This window comes from Mucilaginibacter terrenus (genome assembly GCF_003432065.1).
Classification (GTDB): Bacteria; Bacteroidota; Bacteroidia; order Sphingobacteriales; family Sphingobacteriaceae; genus Mucilaginibacter; species Mucilaginibacter terrenus.
The window spans coordinates 1294111-1306394 of record NZ_QWDE01000001.1; the positions used below are offsets into that span (position 1 = coordinate 1294111).

13 protein-coding genes are annotated in these 12284 nt (G+C 42.7%); all 13 read left to right on the forward strand.

Going from position 1 to position 12284, the window contains the following annotated elements; genetic code table 11:
* Positions 1–165 precede the first annotated feature (165 nt).
* The 13 genes from DYU05_RS05670 to traJ all read left to right on the forward strand — a co-directional run bounded on the left by DYU05_RS05670 (position 166) and on the right by traJ (position 12281).
* The gene (locus DYU05_RS05670; RefSeq protein WP_117381991.1) at positions 166–588 is read left to right on the forward strand and encodes a plasmid mobilization protein; all 423 of its coding nucleotides are present in this window, start codon (positions 166–168) and stop codon (positions 586–588) included.
* Positions 543–1796 carry a relaxase/mobilization nuclease domain-containing protein gene (locus DYU05_RS05675; protein ID WP_117381992.1) on the forward strand — a complete coding sequence of 418 codons (1254 nt, stop codon included), beginning with the start codon at positions 543–545 and terminating at the stop codon, positions 1794–1796. The genes DYU05_RS05670 and DYU05_RS05675 overlap by 46 nt, the downstream gene beginning before the upstream one ends.
* A gap of 11 nt (positions 1797–1807) precedes the next feature.
* Positions 1808–3730 (forward strand): conjugal transfer protein MobC, encoded by a 1923-nt coding sequence (mobC, locus tag DYU05_RS05680; protein WP_117381993.1) that lies wholly within the window; start codon positions 1808–1810, stop codon positions 3728–3730.
* Between the two features lie 139 nt (positions 3731–3869).
* Complete coding sequence (locus DYU05_RS05685) at positions 3870–4736, forward strand: RteC domain-containing protein (RefSeq protein WP_117381994.1); 867 nt, start codon at positions 3870–3872, stop codon at positions 4734–4736.
* A gap of 144 nt (positions 4737–4880) precedes the next feature.
* Positions 4881–5414, forward strand: coding sequence for a hypothetical protein (locus DYU05_RS05690; RefSeq protein ID WP_117381995.1), 534 nt, complete (start codon positions 4881–4883; stop codon positions 5412–5414).
* 29 nt (positions 5415–5443) lie between these two features.
* Positions 5444–5782, forward strand: coding sequence for a DUF4134 domain-containing protein (locus DYU05_RS05695; RefSeq protein WP_117381996.1), 339 nt, complete (start codon positions 5444–5446; stop codon positions 5780–5782).
* Positions 5783–5792: 10 nt separating this feature from the next.
* Positions 5793–6113, forward strand: a complete 321-nt coding sequence (locus tag DYU05_RS05700; RefSeq protein WP_117381997.1) for a DUF4133 domain-containing protein — start codon at positions 5793–5795, stop codon at positions 6111–6113.
* The gene (locus tag DYU05_RS05705) at positions 6110–8602 is read left to right on the forward strand and encodes a TraG family conjugative transposon ATPase (protein WP_117381998.1); all 2493 of its coding nucleotides are present in this window, start codon (positions 6110–6112) and stop codon (positions 8600–8602) included. The genes DYU05_RS05700 and DYU05_RS05705 overlap by 4 nt, the downstream gene beginning before the upstream one ends.
* 11 nt (positions 8603–8613) lie before the next feature.
* Positions 8614–8988: a hypothetical protein gene (locus DYU05_RS05710; protein ID WP_117381999.1), complete on the forward strand. Its 375-nt coding sequence runs from the start codon at positions 8614–8616 to the stop codon at positions 8986–8988.
* A 57-nt stretch (positions 8989–9045) separates the two neighbouring features.
* The gene (locus tag DYU05_RS05715; RefSeq protein WP_117382000.1) at positions 9046–9729 is read left to right on the forward strand and encodes a conjugal transfer protein TraI; all 684 of its coding nucleotides are present in this window, start codon (positions 9046–9048) and stop codon (positions 9727–9729) included.
* A complete protein-coding gene (locus DYU05_RS05720) occupies positions 9716–10408 on the forward strand; it encodes a hypothetical protein (RefSeq protein ID WP_117382001.1) in 693 nt (230 codons plus the stop codon). The genes DYU05_RS05715 and DYU05_RS05720 overlap by 14 nt, the downstream gene beginning before the upstream one ends.
* 12 nt (positions 10409–10420) lie before the next feature.
* Positions 10421–11068, forward strand: a complete 648-nt coding sequence (locus DYU05_RS05725; protein ID WP_235853959.1) for a TerB family tellurite resistance protein — start codon at positions 10421–10423, stop codon at positions 11066–11068.
* Positions 11069–11078: 10 nt separating this feature from the next.
* A complete protein-coding gene (gene traJ, locus DYU05_RS05730) occupies positions 11079–12281 on the forward strand; it encodes a conjugative transposon protein TraJ (RefSeq protein ID WP_117382002.1) in 1203 nt (400 codons plus the stop codon).
* Positions 12282–12284: the final 3 nt, after the last annotated feature.

Genomic DNA, 12284 nt, shown 5'->3' on the forward strand with positions numbered 1-12284 from the left:
TTGAACAAGTCCAAATTGAAGACTTTGCAAAAGGACGAGATTGCATTTTTCAGCAATCAGCAAGATAAACCGTTGTCGGACAACGGAATCTTGCCCTCCCTTCCGAAGTCAGTCCGGGGGTGCTATAAAAATCCTCCGAAGTCGGATTTTTAGATGATTTGAGTTATGGAAAATGAAGAAGAGAACAGGTTACGAAAGATCACCACGAGGTTTAAACCTGGTGAATTTTTATTGATAGACAAGCGTTTCAAAAAGACGCGGTTCAGGAAGATGAGCGAGTACATCCGGTGTGTTTTGCTGGAAAAACCAGTCACCGTAAATTACCGGGACAAGTCCATGGATGAGATGCTTGAAGAGCTGTCTTTGCTGCGCCGGGAACTCAATGCCATTGGTAACAATTTGAACCAGGCAGTCCGTCAAATCAACGCAGCGCATGGTTCCGCAGACAACCGTTTATGGTTGTCGCTGATGTCTATTATCGGCACCAAGGTTGACCCGGCCATAGCCCAGATCAAAGACCGCATGCTAAACTTTTCAGAACTATGGTCGCAAAAATTAAAACCGGACGAAGCGTCCTCGGAGCAATAAATTATAACGAGCATAAGGTGCGCTTAGGCAAGGCTGAATTGATCCTGGCACAGGGATATTTAAAGGAGCCGTTTGACCTCTCATTCAGCGATAAGGTGAACCGGTTATCTGACCTGACGAAACGGAATGAACGCACGCAGGTCAATGCCTTGCACGTGTCGTTAAACTTTGCAGTTGGTGAAAATTTGGACAAATGGACACTTCAGCAAATTGCCGATGAGTATATGGAAGGCCTAGGGTTTGGTAAACAGCCTTACCTTGTCTATCAGCATTACGATGCCGGACATCCCCATCTACATTTGGTGTCTACAAACATCAAGGCAGATGGTGAACGGATCAGTTTTCATTTGCTGGCTAATAAAGCTTCTGAGCAGTCACGAAAGCAAGTAGAGCTAAATTACGGGTTGGTCAAGGCAGAGGATCAGGGGAAAGCACAGCATAATGTTAAATCTCTTTCCCTGGAACAATTGGCTTACGGAAAATCAGATACGAAGCGGGCGATCACCAATGTGGTGAGTGAGGTATTGCGAACATACAAGTTTACCAGTATCCCGGAATTTAACGCGGTTCTAAACGGCTTTAACGTGACGGCTGACCGGGGTTCAAAAGAATCCAGGATGTACGAGAAAAACGGGTTGGTATACTGGGCACTGGATGGTAAAGGCGGCAAGATCGGCGTTCCCATCAAGGCCAGCAGTATCTACGGTAAACCAACTTTAAAGGCGCTCGAAGGACGCTTTGCTTTAAATGACGTGCTACGCAAATCATTAAGAGAGCAGCTAAAGCAGACGATTGATGATCTGCTGAGCAAACGGATTGGTAAAACCGAGTTTCAGTTAAAGCTTAAAGAACAGAATATTGAAGCCATTTTTAGGCACAGTGAGGATGGCCGGTTATATGGGGTAACCTTTGTCGATCATAAAACTAAAGCTGTGTTCAACGGCAGTGACTTAGGCAAAAACTATAGCGCAAACAGCCTTTCTCAATTCTTTGCACGATCAGAAGGAAGCATTAAACCAAGCCATACAGCTGAACTACCCGGCAATAACCAGTTACCGGGTAACACAGGAATAACAGGTAATACCAACTTCAACAGTGGCAGTGCATTCCTAGAAGCCTTATTCCAGGAAGAGAAACAAGATATGGCAGCCATCGGCAGGCTTCAACAAAGAAAGCGAAAGAAAAAACGCAGAGGGCATTCACTTTAAATTTTACAGTTATGCAAACAGGTGAAAACGAACAAGCATTAAGAAGAATCATTGATTTTACCCGGTTTATCAGCCTGGCCATTCTTATCCTTCATTTTTATATTTCTTGCTATGCCGCATTTCAGCATTGGGGGTTGACCAAGCCGGTCATTAACAGTATCCTACTGTCTGTCTCGAAAATGACAGTCTTCAAAAGTGTGCTTTATGCAAAACTTGCAGCACTATTCGCTTTAATGATTTCCTTGTTAGGCAGCAAGGGGAAGAAAGATGAAAAGATCAATCTTAAAACAATCACTACCTATGCATTGATTGGCTTGCTGTTATACTTTATCAGTGCAGTATTCCTCAACGTCAACTATTCGGTATCAATCAGAGCATCACTATATATCGGCACAACCTCGTTAGGATATCTACTGATCTTGTCAGGACTAAGTGCTTTGTTCAGAATGCTCAAATTGAAGCTTGCTGATGACATCTTTAACAAAGCCAACGAATCATTCCCGCAGGAAGAGCGGTATCTCGACAATGAGTATTCGATCAACTTGCCTGCTATCTATTACCTGAAAGGCAAGGCGCGTAAAAGCTGGATCAATATTATCAACCCTTTTCGTGGTACTTTGATAGGTGGCAGTCCGGGATCAGGTAAATCTTACTTTGTTATCCGCCACATTATCACTCAGCATATTCAAAAAGGTTTTTCCATGCTGATCTACGATTTTAAGTATGATGACCTAACCAAGATTGCCTATAACGCGTTGCTTCAACATGGTCACTTGTACAAGGTCAAACCGACCCAGTATGTAATTAACCTCGAACAGATCATGCACCGCGCGAATCCACTAGAGCCAGAAACCATGCTGGATATAACAGATGCGATTGACGCCAGCCGAACGATCATGCTTGGTTTAAATCGGGAATGGATCAAAAAGCAGGGAGACTTTTTTGTAGAATCACCAATCAACTTTATTACAGCGATCATGTGGTTTCTTCGAAGGTACCAGGATGGCCGCTTTTGTACTTTACCTCATGTTATTGAGTTAGCGCAGGTGGATTACAAGGAATTGTTTGAAGTATTGCTACAAGAACCTGAAATTGAAGTATTGATCAACCCTTTTATTTCTGCCTGGCAAAATGAGGCCTATGAACAATTAGAAGGTCAGGTGGCAAGCGCTAAGATCAGTTTGGCGCGCCTATCATCACCACAGCTTTACTATGTGTTAAGTGGCAATGATTTCTCTTTAGACATTAATAATCCTGATAAACCGAAGATCGTCTGCCTTGCCAATAACCCGCAAAAATCACAGGTTAACGGTGCTGTGCTGTCCTTGTATATCAATCGCATCAACAAGCTGGTTAACCAAAAAAATCGCCAGAAATGCAGCATGATTTTCGATGAATTCCCAACCATTTACTTTAACGGCATTGACAACCTTATCGCTACGGCAAGGTCAAATAAGGTAGCCGTGACACTGGCGGTACAGGATTACAGCCAGCTTAAAAAGGATTATGGTCGTGATCAGGCAGAGGTTATTATGAATATCGTAGGTAATATTATTTGCGGGCAAGTAACAGGCGATACAGCCAAACAGTTGTCAGAACGCTTCGGAAAAATTAACCAACAAAAAGAAAGTGTCTCGATCAACAGCCAGGATACTTCTGTGAGCCGTTCCACGCAGTTGGATTTTGCGATACCTGCCTCTAAAATTGCTGGGCTATCTTCCGGTGAATTTGTGGGCATGGTAGCCGATGACCCAACCAATAAGATCAGCTTAAAAGTGTTTCATAATGAAATCCAAAATGACCATGATAGTATTCGCAACGAGGAGTTGAGTTATCAACCTATCCCCACCGTTCGAGATATTGATCAGGCGGAAGTCCTGCGTAACTACCAGCAGATCAAAGATGACATAAGGCTATTGTTCAAGACGTCGTAATTAACTCTTAAGTAATAATGCTGATCGTCATATTAACGTAATATTGATTTAAGGTGAAGTTAAACGAATAACATGTCGTAACACGTTATTCTTATTTTGCGTATTAAGCAATAATCCTAATTGCCTAATCCAAATCCAAATGCGCACCATCACCGAGCGTTACTACAGCGCTTTAGAAAATCAATTAAACGAAATTTCCACAAACGGCGAACCTTTAGCCGAAAAATACAAAGCTTCTATCATCCTTTGCAAAAAAGCTATGGCTAAGCTGAAAAGCTACATCTCCAGCTATTCTTTTGAAAGTGTCGAAGACGAGATACATTTTTTCAAAGAAGTAAAACCCCAATTCTACAGTAAATACATTTACTTCATCAGCGTTTATAACTACCTAATGAAAAGGCCGACAGGAGCCGAAGATCATTTAAAAGAATATATCAACTCTGAACTGGCCGATCTTAAACGTTATTTCGATCATAACGGCGCTTTTTATCAGTATTACCGCTCAGGTTCCACCCAGATGGATGAAGTGTATTTTACGCGTGGTGGGTTTGACGTACATGTGGAACTGGAAAAATTTGAAGAGGACGAAGTTTACTCAACCAGCCACGACTACAAGCTTTCCAATATTATCGCGAACGAAAAATATCAGGACTTTTTAAATATCGAACTTCAAAAGCTCAATAATCATGATGAGCGCCCGCTAGAGATGAGCCTCGATCTTCCGCTCACCTGGACATTTTCAAAGACCGATCTGATCGAACTGATTTACGCGCTGGTCGCTGCTGGCGTATTTAATAATGGCAATGCGGAGATCAAAAGTGTTGTTAGCTTTTTTCAAACGGTTTTTCATATCGATTTAGGCCAGTATTATCATAAATACACGGATATTACAAGAAGGAAGAAAGACCGCACGCTATTATTGGATAAGTTGAAGCTTGCCTTACTCCGTAAAATGGATCAAAAATTGGATGAAGATGGCTCTATTCAGCAAAAGTTAAAATTATAACCATTTTTAACTACCTGTATTTCAATTTGTTATAAAAAATTTATCCTACCCTGTACATGAGGTGTGATAAAAGTTTTTTGGATAGGCCAACCTTTGCTTTCGAGATCGCTGCATGGTGCAGATGGTCTTTAAAATCAAAGTGTTATGTTGTCATCCATCTCCTGGCAGCAGTATTTTGCAGCCATCGCTATCATAAGCGCATCTTACTACCTGTATGTGATCCTTCGCTACTATCAACGCGAGGTTACCAATCTTTTTAAAGCTAAGCAATCAGGTCAGCTACTTGCCCCAAGCAGCACCCTTTCATCTTTTGCGGTTATGGGTCAAGCTAAGCAAGATCAAAGCATCACCGTCGTAGCCGACGAAGAGTTACAATTCGCGGAAGCTGACATCAACGAAGACTTAAACGAACCAGTTGCTGAATCAACAGCAGCAAAGCCCGTTGAGTTTTTGCCACAAACACAACTGCTTAATGAGACGGACAAACTCATTGATGCTTTCGCTGACGTTGACAGTAAAACAGAATTTATTTCATTGCTGAACATTCTGCTTACCTCTTATAAACCTTACGAGTCGGAAATAAACTATCTACAGGTAATTGAGCACATCTTGAACGAATCGCACGGAAAATTGCCTTTCGACTTGACAAGCAATGACCTGCCTGCTTGGAACGAGTAACATTTTTTAACCCTTTAAAATAAATAATCATGAAAACACAGCAAGTAAAAAGAAATAACGATCTGAGGCATCTGTTGAAGAAAGGCTTCGGCACATTGACATTTATCCTTTTTGCCTTCACCTTGTATGCACAAGACGGTAATGCCGGCATTCAGGAGGCCACCACGCAGGTCAAAAGCTATTTTACTACAGGTACAACCTTGATGTATGCCATTGGTGCTTTGGTAGGCCTGGTAGGTGCTATTAAGGTTTACAAAAAGTGGAACGACGGCGAGCATGATACTGGAAAGGTTGCATCCAGCTGGTTTGGTAGCTGCATTTTTTTGGTAGTTGTCGCTACGGTACTAAAATCTTTTTTTGGCGTTTAACTGCATCAATATGGCATTGTATCAGATCAATAAGGGCATCAATAAACCCATTGAATTTAAAGGGCTAAAGGCCCAATACATAGGCTACTTGGCAGCAGGTCTTGTTATTTTGCTCATCGGCTTTGCGGTGATGTACCTGTTTAGCGTACCTGTGACCATGTGCCTGCTCATCATAGGTGCATTGGGGAGCCTGCTTTTTTATCAAGTTTTTAAGCTCAGTCACAAGTACGGTCAATATGGGCTGATGAAGAGATCAGCTAAGCGATACCTGCCACGTTACCTGCAATTCACAACACGAAACGTATTTCTACAATTAAAAAGAAGATCATGAAATCACACAGCAAAGCGGAACAGGTATTTCCTATTTATAAGGTGGAGCACGATTGTATGCTTTCAGTGCAAGGCGACCTGACCATTGGTTATGAAGTTGACCTCCCGGAAATTTTTACCATGTCCAACGACGAATATCACAGTTTTCACGAGGCCTGGATCAAGGCAATAAAGCTGCTGCCGAAAAATACCATCTTCCATAAGCAGGACTGGTTTGTAAGTGAGCAGTATAAGGCCAGGTTTCAGGAAAACGGCGAAACGCAGGTAAAAACGTTTCTGTCACATTCCAGCGAAAAGCATTTTCATGAGCGTCCATACCTGCATCATCATTGCCATATTTTCCTGACTAAGAAGCCGGAAAAATTCAAACCCTTCACGAGCGCAGTAAGCACATTGATGCGCAAACGCATTGTCCCTTCTCAAACCACATCAGAAGAGCCGTTTCGTGACTTTTTAGATAATGCCGGACAGTTCGTCAAGGTGCTGGAAGATAGCGGCCTAATTGCATTGCGGGGCATCAATGACGACGGACTGTCCGGTACGCCTAAGACAGCCGGAATACTGGAACAGTACTGCTTTCTGCTCAACAAGACCAGCAATACGGTTTTAAAGGATATTCACATTCAGGACGAGATCCGCATTGGCAATGATCATTGTCAGCTTTTTACTTTAAGCGATGCAGAAAACTTGCCGCCGCTTTGTGGCCCGAGGATTACATTTGACAAGTACAGCACGGACAAAACAAAGTTTAGTACCGGATTTGCCTCACCGATCGGCACTCTGTTGAGATGCAACCATGTGTACAACCAGTACATATTTATTGAAGACAGCCAGCAAACCTTAAAGAAGCTGGAGGCAAAGAAGCTGCGCTTACAATCGTTATCTGCGTATTCCCGTGAAAATGCGATCAGCCGGGATGCGACACATGAATTTTTAAATGAAGCAATCAGTCAGCAGCGGTTGCCGGTTAAAGCGCACTTTAATGTGATGGCCTGGACAAGCGACCAAGCCGAACTTAAAGACCTCAAAAATAAAGTAAGTTCAGCTTTAGCTCAAATGGATGCGCAACCTAAACAGGAAACGGACGGCGCGCCGCAGATATGGTGGTCGGGATTGCCAGGCAATGAAGCTACCTTTCCAATGAATGATACCTTTGATACATTTGTTGAACAGGCAACCTGCTTTTTAAATCTGGAAACAAACTACCAATCCAGTATCAGTGCCTGCGGGCTTAGGCTGGGCGATCGCTTGTCGGGTAAGCCGATTCATGTAGACATCAGTGATGAACCGATGGAGAAAGGCATAACGACTAACCGGAATAAGTTTATTTTGGGTCCGTCGGGCAGTGGAAAGTCTTTTTTTACCAACCACCTTTTGCGAAGCTATTTTGAACAGGGCGCTCACATTGTATTGGTCGATGTAGGGCACAGTTACCAGGGGCTTTGTGAGTTCGTCGGAGGATATTACTTCACTTATTCAGAAGACAACCCCATCAGCTTCAATCCCTTTTATATCGCTCAGGGCGACTACCTGGATACGGAAAAGAAGGAAAGTATTAAAGCCATGATCCTGGCATTGTGGAAGAAGGAAGATGAAGGCGTACAACGTTCAGAATACATTGCGATTTCCGACGCTTTGTACCACTATTATGAAAAGCTTAAAGTGAATTCTGATATTTTTCCTTGCTTTGATAGCTTCTATGATTTCCTTGCAGGGGAGTTTTATGAGACCATGAAACAATCAAAAGTAAAAGATGAGCGTTTTGATATTGATAACATGCTGTTCGTATTAAAACCATATTACAAAGGTGGTGAGTACGCTTACCTGTTGAATGCAAGAGAAAACCTCGACTTATTGCATCGCCGCTTCATTGTTTTTGAGTTAGATAACATCAAAGATCACCCCATTCTTTTCCCGGTAGTGACACTAATCATTATGGAAACCTTTGTATCCAAAATGCGCAAACTCAGTAAGGCCACCCGCAAAATGATCTTAATCGAGGAAGCATGGAAAGCTATTGCGCGTGAAGGCATGGCCGAATACATTAAATACTTATTTAAAACGGTTCGAAAATATTTTGGTGAAGCTTTGGTTGTAACCCAGGATATTGAAGATATCATCAGTTCGCCGGTGGTAAAGCAGGCTATTATCAATAACAGCGACTGCAAAATCCTACTTGACCAGCGTAAGTATCAGAATGACTTTCCGAAAATTCAACAGTTGTTGGGCATCACGGATAAAGAAACGGCACTGATCATGAGCATGAACCGGAACAATGATGATAAGCGGAAATACAAAGAGGTATTTATCAGCCTTAATGGGCAGTTATCAAAAGTTTACCGGACAGAGGTGAGCCGTGAGGAATACTGGACTTATACAACGGAATCTGCGGAAAAAGCCCGCGTTCAAGAATATGCTAAAAAATATGGAAGTATTCAGCGCGGCATTGCGGCTATCGTTCAGGAAGAATTAGAAAAGCAGCTTAACTAAATATTTTAATTATGAAAGCAAATGTCATCTTAGTCTTATTAACCGCTTTATTATCTGCGAGTTGTACACGAAATGCAAATACCTCTAAGATTGAAGGGGCTTATATCTCACAAGCCAAGGGTGAGTATGCGGTAAATGACGACACATTAGAAATCACTTCCCTTCACACTGATTCTAAAACTTACTCAATAGTTTTAAAAACAGGTTTTAAAAAAATCAGAGACGGTAAAACATTAGCAAAGCAACATAAGCAAGAGCATTGGACCGCATCTTGGGATGAAAACAAAAAAACCCTAATAGAGAGTGAACTGGGGAGGCAAATTGAAATCAAATCGAGCACCAACGAATTGATTTGGAACAATTTAGTTTTTAAAAAAACAAAGTAATTTCAGATTTCATGACTAACAAAAATTCCTGTTTATTCAGGGATAAGGGAGGCTTTTATGAAAAATTTTAAGATATCGCCAACTATTCTAATTGCTTTTCTAATCGTCTTTTTTTCTGCAAGTCAAGTTAAAGCGCAATTTGTAGTTGCAGAGATAGTCAAGCTCACTGTCAAGAAAGTGATCAAAGCCATTGATCTTAAAGTGCAGCGGATGCAAAACAAGACCATTTGGTTGCAGAATGCACAGAAAGTGTTAGAAAACGAGCTATCTAAAGTTAAACTTACGGAGATATCGGGCTGGACAGAAGAACAAAAGCAATTGTACAGCGGCTACTATACAGAGTTATGGAAGATCAAATCCACTATTGCTTATTACCAGCGGATCAAAGATGTCACGCTGAAACAGGCCGCTTTGGTGGGTCAGTATAAGCGGGCTTGGGGGTTATTTCAAAAAGACAACCACTTCCGTCCTGAAGAGATCAATTATATGCAGAAGGTTTACAGCGGGATCTTAGATGCCAGCGTTCAGAACCTTGACCAGATATTATTGGTCATCAATAGCTTCAAAACGCAAATGTCCGATGCTGAACGTCTTGAACTCATTAATCATGCAAGCGACCAATTGGATATCAATTACAACGACTTGCAGCAGTTCAACAATCAAAACATTCGTATCTGCTTACAACGAAGCCGTGACATTGCAGATACGAAATCAATCAAGGAATTGTATGGAATCAATTAACCAATTAAAGCGCCGGGCTGATGATATCGGCCGGAAGAGCAAGGCACTGTTAGCCTATGCGCTGGTGACCGCCGCTGCTTCGCTATGGGTGTCTCAAGCACATGCGCAGACTTTTGCCGAATGGTTTTCCCAAAAGAAAACTCAAAAGAAATACCTGCTTCAGCAAATAGCAGCTTTACAGGTTTACTCCGGTTATTTGAAGCAAGGTTACCAAATCGCTAACGGCGGTTTAGGCTATATCACCGGATCATTAAAAGAAGAGTTGAGTTTGCACACGTCCTACTACGATAAGTTAAGATCTGTCAATGCGGTAGTAAAGAATAACCCGCAGGTAAATGATATTCTGACATGGCAAAGAGACATTTTAAGATCAGTGAACGGTCTCAATCAGGCAACCTACCTGTCAACGAAGGAAAAGCATTACGTAGGAAAAGTCAAACAAGCACTGCTTTCAGACTGCGATGAACAGATCACCGCGCTGCAAATTCTCCTTACAAACGGCAAACTGTCCATGACTGACGATGAACGTTTAAAGCGGTTGAACAACATTCACCTGGCGATGCAAAGCAATTACCGGTTTATTGCAGACTTCGCAGGTAAGATCAAGGTGTATGGCCTTCAGAAGCAGCAAGAAAACACCAACCTCGAAACCAGCAAATACATATTCGGCATTCGATAATATCCAAGGATTATGAAAAGGCACATCAAAGCATTTTTGCTGACAGGATTTACAGTAGCGAATCTCTCGCATACTCAGGTATGTAAGGCTCAGGGCCAGGAGGTACAACAGTTGCTATTGAATATTGAAAAGCTAACTCAGTTGAAGAGCATCCTTTCCGATATGAAGACGGGTTATCAAATATATCAAAAGGGCTACACCACAATATCATCACTGTCACAAGGAAACTTCAACCTGCATGATGTGTATCTAAACGGCTTGCTTCAGATCAGTCCGGCTGTCAAAAACTACGGCAGGGTTGCCGAGATCATCTCCCAGCAGGCCAGTTTGCTAAGTGAGTACAAAAAGGCTTTTTCCCGCTTTAAACAAAGCGGATCGTTTTCAGCAGGCGAAATTGAATATATGGGTAAGGTATATGCCGGGCTGGTAAAGCAAAGCCTTGACAATATCAATGAGCTAACCAATGTATTGACAGCTTCTAAATTGAGGATGACAGATGTTGAAAGGATCAGGGCGATAGATCGGATATATGCGAACTCTACTGATAAGCTTCAGTTTTTGCGATACTTCAACCGCAACGGTATTATGCTCAGTTTGCAGCGAACGAAGGAAACCGGCGATGCAATCTCATTAAGGAAGCTCTACGGTATAAACCACTAATTCAGACATCATGAAAAAGACAGCTTTTTTAACCGCATCCATGGCGGTAACGGGGATTCTTTTCCCTTTATTTTCAACTGCAGCAGGGCTTGCAGATAACATCCAGGGACTGCAGGGAACACTCAATAGTGTTTACAATGATATGCTGCCGATGTGCAGCGGCTTGATCGGCGTAGGCAGGGCCATCGCGGGATTCGGCGCATTGTGGTATATCGGCAGCCGTGTATGGCGGCAAATTGCGGCGGCAGAACCTATAGATTTTTACCCGCTGATGCGCCCTTTCGCACTCGGGCTGGCAATCCTGTTGTTTCCTACGGTCATTGCTGTCATTAACGGGATTATGCAGCCGACCGTTAATGCGACCGGCGGTATGGTACAGAACTCTGATGCGGCAATTGCAGCCTTGCTAAAAGCCAAGCAGGAAGCCGTTGAGAACACAGATACGTGGCAAATGTATGTTGGGCCTGACGGTGATGGTGACCGGGATAAGTGGTACAAATATACCCATCCCGATGATCAAACAGGTAGTAAAGAAGGTGTTTTAGCCAGCGTTGGGAATGATATGAATTTCGCTATGGCTAAAGCGTCCTATAACTTTCGTAATACCGTGAAGCAATGGATGTCAGAGGTACTACAGGTATTGTATGAAGCCGCAGCACTATGTATCAATACTATTCGTACGTTTTACCTGATCATTCTGGCTATCCTCGGGCCGATCGTTTTTGGGCTTGCGGTATTTGACGGTTTTCAAAGCACATTAACGGTGTGGCTGGCTAAATACATCAATGTATTCCTATGGTTACCAGTCGCGAATATATTCGGTGCCATTATCGGTAAAGTGCAGGAAAATATGCTCAAACTAGATATTTCACAGGTGCAATCAGCCGGTGATACCTTTTTCAGCTCGACTGACACGGCTTACCTGATCTTCCTGATCATTGGGATCACAGGGTACTTCACCGTTCCGAGCGTAGCCAATTACATTGTTAATGCTGGCAGCGGCCACGGGCTGCTACAAAAAGTAAATGCGTTGGTCATCAGCAGCTCCAATACCACCATGTCGGCTGGTTCTCAAACGGGCGAACGGATGGTCAACGGTGCAGTCAATTTAAGCAATGCACCAAGCGATTTCATGAGCGGCTGGAACAATGCGGGTCAGGAATCTAAGTCACAGCCCGCTAACCATCAGGCGGCACGCATCAACGGAAATTAAGTA

Excerpts from the sequence above, each read along its gene's own strand:
- DYU05_RS05670 (WP_117381991.1), top strand. The coding sequence starts at position 166 with ATGGAAAATGAAGAAGAGAACAGGTTACGAAAGATCACCACGAGGTTT.
- DYU05_RS05675 (WP_117381992.1), top strand. The coding sequence starts at position 543 with ATGGTCGCAAAAATTAAAACCGGACGAAGCGTCCTCGGAGCAATAAAT.
- mobC (WP_117381993.1), top strand. The coding sequence starts at position 1,808 with ATGCAAACAGGTGAAAACGAACAAGCATTAAGAAGAATCATTGATTTT.
- DYU05_RS05685 (WP_117381994.1), top strand. The coding sequence starts at position 3,870 with ATGCGCACCATCACCGAGCGTTACTACAGCGCTTTAGAAAATCAATTA.
- DYU05_RS05690 (WP_117381995.1), top strand. The coding sequence starts at position 4,881 with ATGTTGTCATCCATCTCCTGGCAGCAGTATTTTGCAGCCATCGCTATC.
- DYU05_RS05695 (WP_117381996.1), top strand. The coding sequence starts at position 5,444 with ATGAAAACACAGCAAGTAAAAAGAAATAACGATCTGAGGCATCTGTTG.
- DYU05_RS05700 (WP_117381997.1), top strand. The coding sequence starts at position 5,793 with ATGGCATTGTATCAGATCAATAAGGGCATCAATAAACCCATTGAATTT.
- DYU05_RS05705 (WP_117381998.1), top strand. The coding sequence starts at position 6,110 with ATGAAATCACACAGCAAAGCGGAACAGGTATTTCCTATTTATAAGGTG.
- DYU05_RS05710 (WP_117381999.1), top strand. The coding sequence starts at position 8,614 with ATGAAAGCAAATGTCATCTTAGTCTTATTAACCGCTTTATTATCTGCG.
- DYU05_RS05715 (WP_117382000.1), top strand. The coding sequence starts at position 9,046 with ATGAAAAATTTTAAGATATCGCCAACTATTCTAATTGCTTTTCTAATC.
- DYU05_RS05720 (WP_117382001.1), top strand. The coding sequence starts at position 9,716 with ATGGAATCAATTAACCAATTAAAGCGCCGGGCTGATGATATCGGCCGG.
- DYU05_RS05725 (WP_235853959.1), top strand. The coding sequence starts at position 10,421 with ATGAAAAGGCACATCAAAGCATTTTTGCTGACAGGATTTACAGTAGCG.
- traJ (WP_117382002.1), top strand. The coding sequence starts at position 11,079 with ATGAAAAAGACAGCTTTTTTAACCGCATCCATGGCGGTAACGGGGATT.